Here is a 15,433-nt window from a genome sequence, read left to right as displayed (position 1 = left end):
TTGTTCTCGGCCTACTTCGAGGCCTTGGAGAACGTTCACTTTTTTCTTCATCAGGTCCGGCCAGCATGACACGTACTCAACCTTCCGCTTCGCCAACCCCGTCGCGCGCCTGGCGCGCCATCGCCGCGCTGACACTCAGCCTGGTGCTGGCCCCGGTGGCCATGGCCGATGAGCCAACCACCCCGGCCGCCGCGCCAGCCGCTGCTGCTGCTCCGGCTGCTCCGGCTACCCCAGCGGCACCCGCCGTGGAAGGCCAGGCACCCGCTGGCGAAGCAAAGGCTGCCACCCCGGCAGATTCGCAGGTAGTGGTTGATCCCGCCACCGACGCGCTGGTTGAAGACACCTCGCTGGGCATGGCCCACGACCTGTCCCCATGGGGCATGTACAAGAACGCCGACATCGTGGTGAAGATCGTCATGATTGGCCTGGCGATCGCCTCTATCATCACCTGGACTATCTGGATCGCCAAAGGCTTCGAGCTGATGGGCGCCAAGCGTCGCCTGCGTGGTGAAATCGCCCAGCTGAAGAAATCCGCCAGCCTGAAAGAAGCCAGCGAAGTTTCCAGCAAAGAAGGCACCCTGGCCCACACCCTGGTCCACGACGCCCTCGAAGAAATGCGCCTGTCGGCCAACGCCCGCGAAAAAGAAGGCATCAAGGAACGCGTCAGCTTCCGCCTGGAGCGCCTGGTGCACGCCAGCGGCCGTAACATGAGCAACGGCACTGGCGTACTGGCCACCATCGGCTCCACCGCGCCGTTCGTCGGCCTGTTCGGTACCGTGTGGGGCATCATGAACAGCTTCATCGGCATCGCCAAGACCCAGACCACCAACCTGGCCGTGGTTGCCCCAGGTATCGCCGAAGCCTTGCTGGCCACCGCCCTGGGCCTGGTCGCTGCAATCCCGGCCGTGGTCATCTACAACGTCTTCGCCCGCTCCATCGCTGGCTACAAGGCTCAGGTGTCCGACGCCTCCGCCCAGGTACTGCTGCTGGTCAGCCGTGACCTGGACCACCAGGGCAGCGATCGCGCCGCCCCGCACATGGTGAAAGTGGGGTAAGCCATGGGCCTGCATCTCAACGAAGGTGGCGACGACCTCGCCGAAAACCACGAAATCAACGTTACGCCGTTTATCGACGTGATGCTGGTGCTGCTGATCATCTTCATGGTCGCGGCCCCCTTGGCCACGGTCGACATCAAGGTCGACCTGCCGGCCTCGACCGCCAAACCGGCGCCGAGGCCCGAGAAGCCGGTGTTCGTCAGCGTCAAGGCCGACCAGAAGCTGTACGTCGGCGACGATCAGGTTGCTGCGCCCGACCAGCTTGGCCCGATGCTCGACGCCAAGACCAAGGGTGACAAGGAAACCACCATCTTCTTCCAGGCTGACAAGGGCGTGGATTACGGCGACCTGATGGAAGTGATGAACAACATGCGCGCGGCCGGCTACCTCAAGGTCGGTCTGGTAGGTCTCGAGACGGCAGCCAAGAAATGACGAAAACGCGCTCAAACATGGCGCGCTACGGTGGCAGCCTGCTGATTGTGCTGGGCGTGCACGTGGTCGCCGTGCTGCTGACGCTCAACTGGTCGGTGCCACAGGCCATCGAGCTGCCCCCGGCAGCGATGATGGTCGAGCTGGCACCGTTGCCTGAGCCTGCGCCACCACCGCCACCGAAGGCGGCTCCACAGCCACCGGCACCGGTCGAAGAACTGCCGCTGCCAAAGCTGGTGGAAGCGCCCAAGCCCAAGATCGCCGTGCACAAGCCGCCCAAGCCGAAGGCCAAACCCCAGCCACCAAAGCCGGAGAAAAAGCCTGAGCCGCCGACGGAAGCACCGCCAACCGAGCAGACGGTAGACGCACCGCCCAGCAACACGCCACCGCAGAAGTCCGCGGCACCGGCGCCGAGCATTGCGTCCAACAGCAACGCCTTGCCAACCTGGCAGAGCGACCTGCTGCGCCACCTGGCCAAGTACAAGCGTTACCCGGAAGACGCGCGCCGTCGCGGCCTGCAAGGCATCAACCGCCTGCGCTTCGTGGTGGACGCCGAAGGCAAGGTCGTGTCGTACGCCATGGCCGGTGGTTCGGGCAGTGCTGCACTGGACCGGGCGACCCTGGAAATGATCCGTCGGGCCGGCACGGTACCCAAGCCGCCACCTGAGTTGCTGAACAATGGCACGATCGAAGTCGTGGCACCGTTCGTCTACTCGCTGGACCGCCGCTGAGACTTTTGTTTCTGTCACAAATCGGCAAGTCTGATAACGTGCGTCTATCGATTGCAGCCGCTATGCTGGGCCCGCAACTTCATGGACGCACGTTATGACCCTCACAGAATTACGCTACATCGTCACACTCGCCCAGGAACAGCATTTCGGCCATGCCGCCGAACGCTGCCACGTGAGCCAGCCGACCCTGTCGGTCGGTGTGAAGAAGCTCGAGGATGAGCTTGGCGTTCTGATCTTCGAACGCAGCAAAAGCGCGGTGCGCCTGACCCCGGTCGGCGAAAGCATCGTCGCCCAGGCGCAGAAGGTACTGGAGCAGGCCCAGGGCATTCGCGAACTGGCCCAGGCCGGCAAGAACCAGCTCACTGCCCCGCTCAAGGTTGGCGCCATCTATACCGTCGGCCCTTACCTGTTCCCGCACCTGATCCCGCAACTGCACCGCGTAGCGCCGCAGATGCCGCTGTACATCGAAGAAAACTTCACCCATGTACTGCGCGAAAAACTGCGCAACGGCGAACTGGATGCAGTCATCATCGCCCTGCCGTTCAACGAAGCCGATGTGCTGACCCTACCGCTGTACGATGAACCGTTCTGCGCCCTGATGCCGGCCGACCACCCGTGGACGGCGAAAAAGACCATCGATACCGCCATGCTCAACGACAAGAGCCTGTTGTTGCTGGGTGAAGGCCACTGCTTCCGCGACCAGGTACTGGAAGCCTGCCCGACCCTGAACAAGGGTGGCGAAGGCTCCAGGCACACCACGGTCGAATCCAGCTCGCTGGAAACCATTCGCCATATGGTGGCCTCCGGCCTTGGCGTATCGATCCTGCCGCTGTCTGCCGTGCACAGCCATCATTACGCCCCTGGCATCATCGAGGTTCGACCGCTCACCGCCCCAGCGCCGTTCCGCACCGTGGCCATTGCCTGGCGCGCCAGCTTCCCGCGGCCGAAGGCCATCGAGATCCTCGCCGACTCGATCCGCCTGTGCTCGGTCGCCAAAGCCCCTGCGGAACAACCGGCCTGAGCCATGAGTGAGCTGTCGAAGGTCCCGGTCACGGTACTCAAGGGCGTTGGCGAAGCCATGGCGGAGAAACTCGCCAAGGTAGGCCTGGAGAACCTGCAGGACGTGCTGTTCCACCTGCCCTTGCGCTACCAGGACCGCACCCGCGTGGTGCCGATTGGCCAATTGCGCCCAGGCCAGGATGCCGTGATCGAGGGTGTGGTCAGCGGTGCCGATGTGACCATGGGCAAGCGCCGCAGCCTGGTGGTACGCCTGGGTGACGGCACAGGTGTGCTGAGCCTGCGCTTCTATCACTTCAGCAACGCACAAAAAGAAGGCCTTAAACGTGGCACCCATCTGCGCTGCTACGGCGAAGCGCGCCCCGGCGCATCAGGCCTGGAAATCTACCACCCGGAATACCGTGCGCTGAATGGTGACGAGCCGCCGCCACCGGTCGAGCAGACCCTGACGCCGATCTACCCGTCCACCGAAGGCCTCACCCAGCAACGCCTGCGCCTGTTGTGCCAGCAGAGCCTGGGCCTGCTCGGCCCACGCAGTCTGCCCGACTGGCTGCCTGACGAACTGGCCCGGGACTATCAGCTGGCGCCGCTGGACGATGCCATCCGTTACCTGCACAACCCGCCGGCCGACGCCGACCTCGACGAGCTTGCCGAAGGCCAGCATTGGGCCCAGCACCGCCTGGCCTTCGAAGAGCTGCTGACCCATCAGCTGTCGCAGCAACGCCTGCGCGAAAGCCTGCGCAGCCTGCGCGCGCCAGTGCTGCCCAAGGCCACGCGGCTGCAGGCACAGTACCTGGCCAACCTGGGCTTCCAGCCGACCGGCGCGCAACAGCGGGTGGCCAACGAAATTGCCTACGACCTCAGCCAGCACGAGCCGATGATGCGCCTGGTGCAGGGCGATGTAGGGGCCGGCAAGACTGTGGTCGCCGCCCTGGCCGCGTTGCAGGCCCTGGAAGCGGGCTACCAGGTGGCGCTGATGGCACCCACCGAGATCCTCGCCGAACAGCACTACATCACCTTCAAGCGCTGGCTCGAGCCCTTGGGCATCGAAGTGGCCTGGCTGGCCGGCAAGCTCAAGGGCAAGGCACGGGCCGCTTCCCTGGAGCAGATCGCCAACGGCGCACCGATGGTGGTCGGTACCCATGCGCTGTTCCAGGAAGAGGTGAAGTTCAAGCACCTGGCCCTGGCGATCATCGACGAACAGCACCGTTTTGGCGTGCAGCAACGCCTGGCCCTGCGCAAGAAGGGCGTGGCCGGCGAGTTGTGCCCGCACCAGCTGATCATGACCGCCACGCCTATTCCGCGCACCCTGGCCATGAGCGCCTACGCCGACCTGGATACCTCGGTACTCGACGAACTGCCACCCGGGCGTACGCCGGTTAACACCGTGCTGGTGGCTGACAGCCGCCGCTTCGAAGTGGTCGAACGGGTTCGCGCCGCCTGCGCCGAGGGGCGTCAGGCTTACTGGGTGTGCACCCTGATCGAAGAGTCCGAAGAGCTGACCTGCCAGGCGGCCGAAAGCACGTACGAAGAGCTCGGCAGCGCCTTGGGCGAATTGCGTGTAGGCCTGATCCACGGCCGCATGAAGCCTGCGGAAAAAGCCGAGATCATGACGCAGTTCAAGGCCGGTGAATTGCAGCTGCTGGTCGCGACCACTGTCATCGAAGTAGGCGTGGACGTACCCAACGCAAGCCTGATGATCATCGAAAACCCCGAACGCCTGGGCCTGGCCCAGTTGCACCAGCTGCGGGGCCGGGTTGGCCGGGGCAGTGCCGTCAGCCATTGCGTGCTGCTGTACCACCCACCGCTGTCGCAGATCGGCCGCGAGCGCCTGGGGATCATGCGCGAGACCAACGACGGCTTCATCATCGCCGAAAAAGACCTGGAACTGCGCGGCCCGGGCGAGATGCTGGGGACTCGGCAGACCGGTCTGCTACAGTTCAAGGTCGCCGACCTGATGCGCGACGCCGACCTGCTGCCAGCCGTGCGCGACGCCGCCCAGGCCCTGATCGCGCGCTGGCCGGAGCACGTCAGCCCGTTGCTCGACCGCTGGCTGCGTCATGGCCAACAATACGGGCAAGTGTGACGCCAGTCCCAGAATGGATCCAGATTTGCTCGCAGGCTGGTTATACTTCGCGTTTAAAAGAATCAGTGGATACGGACCATGACTGAAGTTGCCCTGGACACCGCAACCCCACACGCCCCCTCTGTTATCAGGCAGCTGCTGGACAAGGTTGGCGTCGCCTACCGAGAGGTGGTCGAACACTCGGAGCTGCCGGCCGCCTCGCGGGTGCAGGCAATCCTGCTTGACGATGAGATCGGCGCATTGATGGTGCTGTTCCCTCAGAGCAAGATGCTGGACCTCAACCGCCTGAAAGAGCTGACCGGCCGCAAGCTCAAGGCGGTGCCGCTGGCGCGCTTGAAACAGATGCTCGACAAGCACCAGCTGAAGAACTTGCCGGGTATTCCGGCACTGACCAGCTCACCTTGCCTCTACGAAGACAAGCTGTTGGCTGCCGAAAAATTGTATATCCAGTCTGGCGAAGCCGGGCTGTTGCTGGAAATCGAGCAGGAAGACTTCAAGCGCATGCTGAAAAAAGCCAGCGCTGGCAGTTTCGGCCAACCGGTCCGGGAAATCCGCCCCAACCTCAACCGCCCCGATGACGACACCCGCGAAATCACCACTGCCGTGCAGGCCTTCACGGCCCGTCGCATCCAGAAGCGCCTGGAAGAAACCATCGAGATCCCGCCACTGGCCGACACCGCGCAGAAGATCATCAAGCTACGGGTAGACCCCAACGCCAGTATCGATGACATCACCGGGGTGGTCGAAACCGACCCGGCGCTGGCGGCACAGGTGGTGAGCTGGGCGGCATCGCCCTACTACGCTTCGCCGGGCAAGATCCGCTCGGTAGAGGATGCCATCGTGCGCGTGCTGGGCTTTGACCTGGTGATCAACCTGGCCCTGGGCCTGGCGCTGGGCAAGACGTTGAGCCTGCCGAAAGACCACCCGCAACAAGCCACGCCATACTGGCAGCAGTCGATCTACACCGCAGCGATCATCGAAGGCCTGACCCGCGCCATACCTCGGGCAGAACGCCCCGAGGCCGGGCTGACCTACCTGGCCGGGCTGCTGCACAACTTCGGCTACCTGCTGCTGGCGCACGTGTTCCCGCCACACTTCTCGCTGATTTGCCGCCACCTGGAGGTCAACCCGCACCTGAACCACACCTACGTGGAACAGCACCTGCTGGGCATCAGCCGCGAACAGATTGGCGCCTGGCTGATGAAGCTGTGGGACATGCCGGAAGAGCTCTCGACCGCACTGCGCTTCCAGCACGACCCGGCCTACGACGGCGAGTATTCGGCGTTCCCCAACCTGGTGTGCCTGGCTACCCGTTTGCTGCGTTCGCGGGGGATTGGTTCGGGGCCGCTGGAGGAGATTCCTGACGAGCTGCTGGAGCGCCTGGGCATTACCCGGGACAAGGCGGAGGATGTGGTGAACAAGGTGCTCGAGGCCGAGAACCTGTTGCGCGAACTGGCTTCGCAGTTCCACGCACCGCATTAGGCATCAACGCATAACCTGTGGGAGCGGGCAAGCCCGCGAACACCGGCGCAGCCGGTGCCAAGCACCGCGTCGCTTGATTCGCGGGCTTGCCCGCTCCCACAGGTTAAGCACCAGCACCTTTGCTGTTTTTCAGCCCTACTTCTTCTTAGGTTTCAGGTACTTCATCAACCCCTGGAACCACATCACCAACGCCGGATTGCCCTTGATCTGGATGTTCTTGTCCTGAATGCCCTGCATGAACGCCAGTTGCTTGTTGCCAGCCTGCATCGTGGCAAAGCCATAGGCTGCGTCCTTGAAGGCAATGGCGAAGGCCGGCTGTGGGTGCGCGCCGCCCTTGCTGCTGATGCGCTCGTTATTGACGATGAAGTGCCGGGCGACATTGCCGTCCAGGGTCTGCATCTGGAACACCAGGTCCTTGCCCTTGAGCTGCTGCTGGAATGCCGGGTTGTTGCGGCTGGCCCTGGCCATCAACAGCCCCATGGCCCAGAGAAGAAAGCGGAACTTCATCAACGCGCCTCGAATAAAAAGTGACTAAGCCGCGCAGTCTATACTTTTCCAGAACTATTTATGCAAGTTCGAAACATTTTGCCAGCAGAAAGCACAACGGGCGCCCTGAGGCGCCCGCTTGGCCGACACTGGGGTTGTCAGGTAGCGATCATTTGCCTTTCTTGGCCGGCTTGGCAGCTTTTTTGGCTTCGTTGACTTCGTCGCGCAGGTTCTTGCCTGGCTTGAAGGCCACCGTATTGCTGGCCTTGATCTTGACCGGCTCACCGGTTTGCGGGTTCTTGCCGGTACGCGCGCCGCGATGACGTTTTTCGAAGGTGCCGAAACCGACCAGGGTCACGGTGTCCTTGTCCAGGGCGCCGGTGATGATGTCGAGAATCGCGTTCAAAACCTGATTGGCCTTTTCCTTTTTCAGATCGGCCTTCTCGGCGATGACGGCGGCGAGTTCTGGTTTGCGCATAGTGAAGCCTCTTTGACGGAATTCTTGTTGTTATGCCGTGCTGCCTTTGGGAGCAGCGCTCAAGGCACCGCAGGCTCTAATCTGCGGCAGACGGAAGTGAGAATGGCACGTGCTCCGGGGCCGCGCCAGTATCAGGGCGGCCATTGTGCTGGCAACAACAGGATAAATCCGACAGAACGCCCTCTATTTAAGCCATTACCGCCGGTAACTGGCGATTCAGCGCCAGCTTCTCCATCACGGCGGCCCCGGTCAGGGCATAGCCGAGCAACTGGCCGTCAGCGCCTTGGCAGAGCACCTTCAGGTCACTACCCTGCCCCTCCACCTGCCACTGGCCTTCCTGGCCCAAGGGTGGCGGCGAAACCACCAGCGGGCAGGCCGGTGTTTTCACGGTGATCGGCATTGGCCCGTAGGCGACCGCGGTCGGCTTGCCGGCCAAGGTTTGCGCCAGCGCCCGGGCACAGCTCATCAGCGGCATCACGTAGAGCAGGTTGATGCCATCGACTTCGGCACAGTCGCCAAGGGCGAAGATGTTGGCGTGGGACGTACGCAGCTCGCGGTCTACGCTGACGCCACGGTTGGTCTGCAGGCCGGCTGCGGCGGCCAGGTCGATGCGTGGCCGCAGGCCGATGGCCGACACCACCAGGTCGCAGGCGATGACGCTGCCATCGGACAGGTGCGCCTCCAGGCCGTTGGCTACCTGCTGTACCCGGTTCAGCACCGGCCCCAGGTGGAAACGCACACCCAGGCCTTCCAGCCCGGCTTGCACGGCCGCCGCAGCGGCTTGGTGCAGCAGCGTCGGCATCACCTGTTCGCACGGCGCGACCACGTCGACCTGGAAGCCACCCACGCTCATGTCATTGGCAAATTCGCAACCGATAAGGCCCGCGCCAAGAATCAGCACGCGCTGTTTGCCAGCGGCGGCGGCACGGAAGCGGGCATAGTCTTCCAGATCGTTGATCGGGAATACCCACTCACCCGCATCGCCTTCAATCGGCACCTGCACGGTCTGGGCGCCCCAGGCCAGCACCAGGTCACGGTATTCAACGGCCTCTTCGCCGATCCACAGGCGTTTGTGGCCCGGGTCGATGCCGCTGATGCGGGTGTGGGTGCGGACCTCGGCGTTCAACTGCACGGCCATTGCGCCGGGTTCGGCCATGACCAGGCCATCGGCGCCTTTGTGCTTGGCAAAGCCCATGGAGAGCATGGGCTTGGAATAGGAACGACCGTCGTCGGCAGTGATCAGCAGCAGCGGCGTCTGCGCATCGAGCTTGCGAAATTCACGGGCCAGGTTGTAGCCCGCAAGGCCGGTACCGATGATTACCACAGGGGACGTCATGTCGTGCTTTCCTCGATTAACCGATGGAGATCATTTCAAAGTCGCTTTTGCCGACACCGCAGTCGGGGCACAGCCAGTCTTCAGGCACGTCTTCCCACCGCGTGCCGGGGGCGATGCCGTCGTCTGGCCAGCCTTCGGCTTCGTCGTAGATCAGGCCGCAGACAATACACTGCCACTTTTTCATCAGGTTTTTCCCTCGGGTCAGGCTGGGGCTGTATGTTGCTGCTGAGGGCCTCTTCGCGGGCTCGCCCGCTCCCACAGGCAAGGTGCATAACCTGTGGGAGCGGGCGAGCCCGCGAATGGGGCCGACGCGCAATTCGTGGGGGCTTTGTAGCGGCCCTGCCACCAGTATGCAAGCAGTCGGGGCAATCATGCTAAGCTCGCCGCCTCTCTGGTTGTAACAAGCAGACCGACGTGTCGTACGAATCCCCGCAAGCAGCCGCTGTCGCGTGGCTGCCGTATTCCCGGCTGGCGACCGACATCGACCAGCCCACCCTTGACTGGCTGTTCGACGAGGGCTCGCTGACCCGCCGCCTGACCCGCCTGTCCTTTGATCACTTCTCTGTGACCCCGCTGTTCGAGGGCTGGCAGCCGCTGCGCGATGATGAATGCCAGGCGCTGGGCATTGCTGCAGGGTCAGAAGGCTGGGTGCGCGAGGTGTACCTGCGCGGCCATGGCCAACCTTGGGTATTCGCCCGTAGCGTCGCCAGCCGCAGCGCCCTGGAACGCGGCGGGTTGGACCTGGAAACCCTCGGCAGCCGCTCGTTGGGCGAGTTGCTGTTCTGCGACCAGGCGTTCATTCGCCACCCGATTGAAGTGTGCAGTTATCCACAGGCCTGGCTGCCAACCGAGGCCGTTCATGACGCACTGTGGGGGCGCCGCTCGCGCTTCGAGCGTGGCGGCCTGGACCTGCTGGTGGCAGAAGTGTTCCTGCCGGCACTGTGGCAAGCGGCCAAGGAGGAGAACCGCTGATGTACCTGCAACTGCTCAAGTCGCTCAACCGCCTGCACCCGCGGGCCTGGGACTTCGTCCAGCTCAGCCGCATGGACCGGCCGATCGGTATCTACCTGCTGCTGTGGCCAACCTTGTCGGCGGTGTGGATTGCCGGCAACGGTTCACCGACCCTGGCCAATGTGCTGATCTTCGGCCTTGGCGTGGTGCTGATGCGCGCTGCCGGCTGCTGCATCAACGATTTTGCCGACCGCAAGGTGGACGGCCACGTCAAGCGCACCGCCGACCGCCCCTTGGCCAGTGGCCGGGTCCGGCCGCGCGAGGCACTGGCACTGTTCGCCATCCTGGTCGGGGTCAGCTTCCTGCTGGTGCTGTGCACCAACAGCCGCACGGTATGGCTGTCGTTTGGCGCGGTGGCGTTGGCGTTCTGCTACCCGTTCATGAAGCGCTATACCTATTACCCGCAGGTGGTGCTGGGTGCAGCGTATTCCTGGGGTATTCCCATGGCCTTCACGGCGGCGGGTGGCGAGCTGCCGGCCAGCGCCTGGCTGCTGTACATCGCCAACTTGCTGTGGACGGTGGGTTACGACACCTATTACGCCATGGTCGACCGCGATGACGACCTGAAGATTGGTGTGAAATCGACCGCGATCCTGTTCGGCGAGGCCGACCGCACCATCATCCTGACCTTGCAGCTGCTGTCACTGGGCTGCCTGCTGTTGGCGGGCAGCCGCTTCGAGCTGGGGGGCTGGTTCCACTTGGGGCTGCTGGGGGCGGCGGCGTGCTTTGCCTGGGAATACTGGTCGACCCGCAAGCTGGACCGGGAATCGTGCTTCAAGGCGTTTCTGCACAATCACTGGGCGGGGTTGCTGGTATTTATTGGGGTGGTGCTGGATTACGCATTGCGCTGAAGAGTCTGGGGCTGCTTTGCAGCCCTATCGCGACGCAAGGCCGCTCCCACATTGATCGGCGTATGCAGGACCCTGTGGGAGCGGCCTTGTGTCGCGAAAGGGCCGCACAGCGGCCCCGGCGGTCTCAAGGCTTGGCGACGTGCCAGACGTCTTTCAAGCCGTCACCGGTCTTGTCCCCGGCCTTCTTGTCCTTGATGAAGGTATACAGCGGCTTGCCGTCGTAGGCCCACTGCATCGAACCATCGTCACGGGTTACGTGGGTCCATTTGTCCTTGGGCGCTTCGTCTTCTTTCTTGACCATCAACGGCGGCCAATTGGTAGCGCATTCGCCATTGCACATCGACTTGCCACCCGCATCCTTGTCAAAGGTATACAGGGTCATGCCGGCATGATCGACCCACATGCCGTCCTTCTCCATGGCATGGTGGGCCGACGCCACCCCCGGGAGCGCCAGCGCAGCGAAAAGGGCCATCCAGCTCAGCGTTTGTCGTGTCATTGGATTCACCATTGTTTCGGGGGGAATTAGGTTCTGGTTGCCGCCGCTGCGGCCCTTTCAAGCCTAGTCCAGTCACGGAATGTCGCCAGAACGGCCAACACCCTGTCACACAGCTGCAATAATTCCGTTATCTAATGCGGGCCAAGACACCGAATCCAGGAGAGGTTTTGAGCATGGTTGGCAGAAACATTCTGATCGTCGACGACGAAGCGCCCATTCGCGAGATGATCGCCGTTGCCCTGGAAATGGCCGGCTATGACTGCCTGGAAGCGGAAAACTCCCAACAGGCCCACGCGATCATCGTCGACCGCAAACCGGACCTGATCCTGCTCGACTGGATGCTGCCAGGCACCTCCGGCATCGAGCTGGCCCGCCGCCTCAAGCGCGACGAGCTGACCGGTGACATCCCGATCATCATGCTCACCGCCAAGGGTGAAGAAGACAACAAGATCCAGGGCCTGGAAGTGGGCGCTGACGACTACATCACCAAGCCGTTCTCGCCGCGTGAGCTGGTGGCGCGCCTGAAAGCCGTGCTGCGCCGCACCGGCCCGAGCGACACCGAAGCACCGATCGAAGTCGGCGGCCTGCTGCTCGACCCGATCAGCCACCGCGTGACCATCGACGGCAAGCCGGCCGAGATGGGCCCTACCGAATACCGCCTGCTGCAGTTCTTCATGACCCACCAGGAGCGCGCCTACACCCGTGGCCAGCTGCTGGACCAGGTGTGGGGTGGCAACGTGTATGTCGAGGAACGCACGGTTGACGTGCACATCCGCCGCCTGCGCAAGGCGCTGGGTGAAGCCTATGAAAATCTGGTACAAACCGTCCGGGGCACTGGCTACCGCTTCTCGACCAAGAGCTAGCTGCAAGCTGCAAGCTGCAAGCTGCAAGAAACAGCGGCAGCGTAAGGCTCGAAAAGGACTATCAGCACCACGATCCGCTTCTTCTTGCAGCTTGAGGCTTGCAACTTGCAGCTGGATCCGAAGGATCCCGTCAATTGAACCAGAACTGGCACGCGACCCTGATTCGCCACCTGCTGTTGCTGATCACTGTCTGCCTGATCGGTGGGTTGGTCAGTGGCTACTATGGCTGGAGCCTGGCCATCGGCCTGGCGCTCTACCTGGGTTGGACCCTCAAGCAACTGCTGCGCCTGCACGACTGGCTGCGCAATCATCAACCTGATGAAGCACCACCCGATGGCTACGGCCTGTGGGGTGAGGTGTTCGACAGCATCTACCACCTGCAACGCCGCGACCAGCGAGTGCGTGGCCGCCTGCAGGCGGTGATCGACCGGGTGCAGGAGTCCACTGCCGCACTGCGTGACGCCGTGATCATGCTCGACAGCGACGGCAACCTGGAGTGGTGGAACCGTGCCGCCGAAACCCTGCTGGGCTTCAAGACCCCACAGGACGGCGGCCAGCAGGTCACCAACCTGGTGCGCCACCCACGCTTCAAGGAGTACTTCGAAGCGGAGAACTACCTCGAGCCGCTGGAAATTCCCTCGCCGATCAACGACCGCCTGCGTGTGCAACTGCACATCACCCGTTATGGCAACAACGAGCACTTGATGCTGGTGCGCGATGTCACGCGCATTCACCAGCTGGAGCAGATGCGCAAGGATTTCGTCGCCAACGTCTCGCACGAGCTGCGCACGCCGCTTACCGTGATCACCGGCTACCTGGAAACCCTGCTGGATAACGTCGAAGACGTGAACCCGCGCTGGAAGCGCGCGTTGCAGCAGATGAGCCAGCAAGGTTCGCGCATGCAGACGCTGCTCAACGACCTGCTGCTGCTGGCCAAGCTGGAAGCCACCGACTACCCGTCGGACAACCAGCCGGTGGCAGTCGATGCCTTGCTCACCGCCATCAAGAACGACGCCCAGGCGCTGTCCGGGCCACGCAACCAGCGCATCACCCTGGAAGCGGCGCCTGGCGTGAAGCTCAAGGGTAGCGAGTCTGAACTGCGCAGTGCCTTTTCCAACCTGGTGTTCAACGCGGTCAAGTACACCCAGGACGAAGGCAACATCCGTATCCGCTGGTGGGCCGATGCCCAGGGTGCACACTTGTCGGTACAGGACTCGGGGGTGGGCATCGACGCCAAGCACTTGCCGCGCCTGACCGAACGCTTCTACCGGGTTGATTCCAGCCGGGCGTCGAATACCGGTGGGACCGGGCTGGGGCTGGCGATCGTCAAGCATGTGCTGATGCGTCACCGCGGCAAGCTGGAAATCAGCAGTGTGCCGGGGCATGGCAGTACCTTTACCTGTCATTTTTTGCCGGCACAATTGGCCAACGGCAAAGGTTGAGGGCCCTGGGGCCGCTGCGCGGCCCATCGCGACACAAGGCAGCTCCTACAAGGGATCGCGCCCCCCCTTGGGGACCAAAGAATTCGCTGCCCTTTGCTTTTGCGGCCCCAGCCGCTACATTGGATCCCCTGTGCCAGCAAACGCTGGCACTTTTTTTCTCCTTATCTCAAAGACGGACCCCGTAAAAACTCCATCATGGACCCTTCCCCTGGTATCAGCCTCACCTCGTTATTCGCCGACTTCGGCATGATCATCTTTGCCTTGCTGCTGGTGCTGCTCAACGGATTCTTCGTTGCCGCCGAGTTCGCCATGGTCAAGCTGCGCGCCACCCGCGTGGAGTCCATCGCCGAACAGCATGGCTGGCGCGGCAATATCCTGCGCAAGGTACACAACCAGCTCGACGCCTACCTGTCAGCCTGCCAGCTGGGTATCACCCTCGCCTCCCTGGGCCTGGGCTGGGTCGGCGAACCGGCGTTTGCCCACCTGCTGGAGCCGCTGCTCGCCTACTTTGGCGTCGACTCGCCCGAGCTGATCAAGGCCATCTCGTTCTTCATCGCCTTCTTTGTCATCTCCTACCTGCACATCGTGGTCGGTGAGCTGGCACCCAAGTCCTGGGCCATCCGCAAACCCGAGCTGCTGTCGCTGTGGACGGCGGTACCGTTGTACCTGTTCTACTGGGCGATGTACCCGGCCATCTACCTGCTCAATGCCAGCGCCAACACCATCCTGCGCATCGCCGGCCAGGGCGAGCCTGGCCCGCACCACGAGCACCACTACAGCCGTGAAGAACTCAAGCTGATCCTGCACTCCAGCCGTGGCCAGGACCCAAGCGACCAAGGCATGCGCGTGTTGGCGTCGGCCGTGGAAATGGGCGAGCTGGAAGTGGTCGACTGGGCCAACTCGCGTGAGGACATGGTCAGCATCGACGCCCATGCGCCGCTGAAGCAGATCCTGGCCCTGGTGCGCCGTCACAAGTTCAGCCGCTACCCGGTGTATGACGCAGAGCGTGAAGAATTCACCGGCTTGCTGCACATCAAGGACCTGCTGCTGGAGTTGGCCGAGCTGGAGCACTTGCCCGAGACCATCGACCTGGACGACCTCGCCCGGCCGCTGGAGCGCGTATCGCGGCACATGCCGCTGTCGCAATTGCTGGAGCAGTTCCGCAAGGGCGGCGCGCACTTCGTGCTGGTGGAAGAAGCCGACGGCAAGGTAATCGGCTACCTGACCATGGAAGACGTGCTGGAAGTGCTGGTGGGCGACATCCAGGACGAGCACCGCAAGACCGAGCGCGGCATCCTCGCCTACCAGCCGGGCAAACTGCTGGTACGGGGTGATACGCCGCTGTTCAAGGTTGAGCGCCTGCTGGGCATCGACCTTGACCACATCGAGGCGGAAACCCTGGCAGGGTTGGTCTACGAAACACTCAAGCGCGTGCCTGAAGAAGAGGAAGTGCTGGAGGTCGAAGGGCTGCGCATCATCATCAAGAAGATGAAAGGGCCGAAGATTGTGCTGGCCAAGGTGCTGAAGCTGGATTGAGGGCCATGGGGCTGCTGCGCAGCCCATCGCGACACAAGGCCGCTCCTATGTATGGACTCGCCCACACTGTCTAATTGCTTTTGAACATAGGAACCCGGTTGCATCTATGTATCAGGCCTATCCGAGGAAGCTTT

At 62.9% G+C, this 15,433-nt stretch carries 16 protein-coding genes; 11 read left to right on the top strand and 5 right to left on the bottom strand.

Features of this window, described 5'->3' with window-relative positions; all coding sequences use genetic code 11:
* Positions 1-65 precede the first annotated feature (65 nt).
* The 6 genes from exbB to ACIQUI_RS02940 all read left to right on the top strand — a co-directional run bounded on the left by exbB (position 66) and on the right by ACIQUI_RS02940 (position 6,800).
* Positions 66-1,055: a tonB-system energizer ExbB gene (gene exbB, locus ACIQUI_RS02965; protein ID WP_403194839.1), complete on the top strand. Its 990-nt coding sequence runs from the start codon at positions 66-68 to the stop codon at positions 1,053-1,055.
* Between the two features lie 3 nt (positions 1,056-1,058).
* Positions 1,059-1,487: a TonB system transport protein ExbD gene (exbD, locus tag ACIQUI_RS02960; protein ID WP_003253367.1), complete on the top strand. Its 429-nt coding sequence runs from the start codon at positions 1,059-1,061 to the stop codon at positions 1,485-1,487.
* Positions 1,484-2,215 (top strand): TonB family protein, encoded by a 732-nt coding sequence (locus tag ACIQUI_RS02955; protein WP_391131372.1) that lies wholly within the window; start codon positions 1,484-1,486, stop codon positions 2,213-2,215. The genes exbD and ACIQUI_RS02955 overlap by 4 nt, the downstream gene beginning before the upstream one ends.
* A gap of 94 nt (positions 2,216-2,309) precedes the next feature.
* On the top strand, positions 2,310-3,236 hold the full coding sequence (locus ACIQUI_RS02950; protein ID WP_286111794.1) for a hydrogen peroxide-inducible genes activator: 927 nt from the start codon (positions 2,310-2,312) through the stop codon (positions 3,234-3,236).
* A gap of 3 nt (positions 3,237-3,239) precedes the next feature.
* The gene (gene recG / locus ACIQUI_RS02945; RefSeq protein ID WP_403194836.1) at positions 3,240-5,318 is read left to right on the top strand and encodes an ATP-dependent DNA helicase RecG; all 2,079 of its coding nucleotides are present in this window, start codon (positions 3,240-3,242) and stop codon (positions 5,316-5,318) included.
* 78 nt (positions 5,319-5,396) lie between these two features.
* Entirely contained in the window at positions 5,397-6,800 is a 1,404-nt protein-coding gene (locus ACIQUI_RS02940) for an HDOD domain-containing protein (protein WP_403194834.1), read from the top strand.
* A 135-nt stretch (positions 6,801-6,935) separates the two neighbouring features.
* Here the strand turns inward: ACIQUI_RS02940 and ACIQUI_RS02935 are convergent, their stop codons facing one another.
* The 4 genes from ACIQUI_RS02935 to ACIQUI_RS02920 all read right to left on the bottom strand — a co-directional run bounded on the left by ACIQUI_RS02935 (position 6,936) and on the right by ACIQUI_RS02920 (position 9,284).
* Entirely contained in the window at positions 6,936-7,307 is a 372-nt protein-coding gene (locus ACIQUI_RS02935) for a helicase (protein ID WP_391131365.1), read from the bottom strand.
* Positions 7,308-7,455: 148 nt separating this feature from the next.
* Positions 7,456-7,764: an HU family DNA-binding protein gene (locus ACIQUI_RS02930; RefSeq protein ID WP_403194832.1), complete on the bottom strand. Its 309-nt coding sequence runs from the start codon at positions 7,762-7,764 to the stop codon at positions 7,456-7,458.
* Positions 7,765-7,951: 187 nt separating this feature from the next.
* On the bottom strand, positions 7,952-9,100 hold the full coding sequence (locus ACIQUI_RS02925; protein ID WP_403194830.1) for an NAD(P)/FAD-dependent oxidoreductase: 1,149 nt from the start codon (positions 9,098-9,100) through the stop codon (positions 7,952-7,954).
* 16 nt (positions 9,101-9,116) lie between these two features.
* Positions 9,117-9,284: a rubredoxin gene (locus ACIQUI_RS02920; protein ID WP_003253349.1), complete on the bottom strand. Its 168-nt coding sequence runs from the start codon at positions 9,282-9,284 to the stop codon at positions 9,117-9,119.
* A gap of 230 nt (positions 9,285-9,514) precedes the next feature.
* Between ACIQUI_RS02920 and ACIQUI_RS02915 the strand changes: the two genes are divergently transcribed.
* Both ACIQUI_RS02915 and ubiA read left to right on the top strand, forming a co-directional pair.
* Entirely contained in the window at positions 9,515-10,072 is a 558-nt protein-coding gene (locus ACIQUI_RS02915; protein WP_403194829.1) for a chorismate--pyruvate lyase family protein, read from the top strand.
* Positions 10,072-10,962 carry a 4-hydroxybenzoate octaprenyltransferase gene (ubiA, locus tag ACIQUI_RS02910; RefSeq protein ID WP_391131359.1) on the top strand — a complete coding sequence of 297 codons (891 nt, stop codon included), beginning with the start codon at positions 10,072-10,074 and terminating at the stop codon, positions 10,960-10,962. Before ACIQUI_RS02915 ends, ubiA begins: the two co-directional genes overlap by 1 nt.
* Before the next feature lie 124 nt (positions 10,963-11,086).
* On the opposite strand, the gene ACIQUI_RS02905 is transcribed toward ubiA, so the two are convergent.
* Positions 11,087-11,458 (bottom strand): hypothetical protein, encoded by a 372-nt coding sequence (locus ACIQUI_RS02905; RefSeq protein WP_403194827.1) that lies wholly within the window; start codon positions 11,456-11,458, stop codon positions 11,087-11,089.
* 173 nt (positions 11,459-11,631) lie between these two features.
* Here ACIQUI_RS02905 and phoB point away from each other — a divergent pair, with 173 nt between their 5' ends.
* From phoB to ACIQUI_RS02890, 3 genes are all read left to right on the top strand, one after another.
* Positions 11,632-12,321, top strand: coding sequence for a phosphate regulon transcriptional regulator PhoB (phoB, locus tag ACIQUI_RS02900; protein ID WP_008091627.1), 690 nt, complete (start codon positions 11,632-11,634; stop codon positions 12,319-12,321).
* A 134-nt stretch (positions 12,322-12,455) separates the two neighbouring features.
* A complete protein-coding gene (gene phoR, locus ACIQUI_RS02895) occupies positions 12,456-13,763 on the top strand; it encodes a phosphate regulon sensor histidine kinase PhoR (RefSeq protein ID WP_403194824.1) in 1,308 nt (435 codons plus the stop codon).
* Positions 13,764-13,958: 195 nt separating this feature from the next.
* Complete coding sequence (locus tag ACIQUI_RS02890; RefSeq protein ID WP_391131352.1) at positions 13,959-15,299, top strand: CNNM domain-containing protein; 1,341 nt, start codon at positions 13,959-13,961, stop codon at positions 15,297-15,299.
* Positions 15,300-15,433 lie beyond the last annotated feature (134 nt).

The organism is Pseudomonas sp. NPDC090592, assembly GCF_044769185.1.
Taxonomy (GTDB): domain Bacteria; phylum Pseudomonadota; class Gammaproteobacteria; order Pseudomonadales; family Pseudomonadaceae; genus Aquipseudomonas.
This window is presented reverse-complemented; position numbering and strand designations above follow the sequence as displayed.

Bases quoted from the DNA above. Each gene is read 5' to 3' on its own strand.
- ACIQUI_RS02950 (WP_286111794.1), top strand. From the start codon at position 2,310: ATGACCCTCACAGAATTACGCTACATCGTCACACTCGCCCAGGAACAG.
- ACIQUI_RS02935 (WP_391131365.1), bottom strand. From the start codon at position 7,307: ATGAAGTTCCGCTTTCTTCTCTGGGCCATGGGGCTGTTGATGGCCAGG.
- phoB (WP_008091627.1), top strand. From the start codon at position 11,632: ATGGTTGGCAGAAACATTCTGATCGTCGACGACGAAGCGCCCATTCGC.
- exbD (WP_003253367.1), top strand. From the start codon at position 1,059: ATGGGCCTGCATCTCAACGAAGGTGGCGACGACCTCGCCGAAAACCAC.
- ACIQUI_RS02890 (WP_391131352.1), top strand. From the start codon at position 13,959: ATGGACCCTTCCCCTGGTATCAGCCTCACCTCGTTATTCGCCGACTTC.
- ACIQUI_RS02905 (WP_403194827.1), bottom strand. From the start codon at position 11,458: ATGACACGACAAACGCTGAGCTGGATGGCCCTTTTCGCTGCGCTGGCG.
- ACIQUI_RS02955 (WP_391131372.1), top strand. From the start codon at position 1,484: ATGACGAAAACGCGCTCAAACATGGCGCGCTACGGTGGCAGCCTGCTG.
- ACIQUI_RS02925 (WP_403194830.1), bottom strand. From the start codon at position 9,100: ATGACGTCCCCTGTGGTAATCATCGGTACCGGCCTTGCGGGCTACAAC.
- exbB (WP_403194839.1), top strand. From the start codon at position 66: ATGACACGTACTCAACCTTCCGCTTCGCCAACCCCGTCGCGCGCCTGG.
- ACIQUI_RS02930 (WP_403194832.1), bottom strand. From the start codon at position 7,764: ATGCGCAAACCAGAACTCGCCGCCGTCATCGCCGAGAAGGCCGATCTG.
- ubiA (WP_391131359.1), top strand. From the start codon at position 10,072: ATGTACCTGCAACTGCTCAAGTCGCTCAACCGCCTGCACCCGCGGGCC.
- recG (WP_403194836.1), top strand. From the start codon at position 3,240: ATGAGTGAGCTGTCGAAGGTCCCGGTCACGGTACTCAAGGGCGTTGGC.
- ACIQUI_RS02920 (WP_003253349.1), bottom strand. From the start codon at position 9,284: ATGAAAAAGTGGCAGTGTATTGTCTGCGGCCTGATCTACGACGAAGCC.
- ACIQUI_RS02940 (WP_403194834.1), top strand. From the start codon at position 5,397: ATGACTGAAGTTGCCCTGGACACCGCAACCCCACACGCCCCCTCTGTT.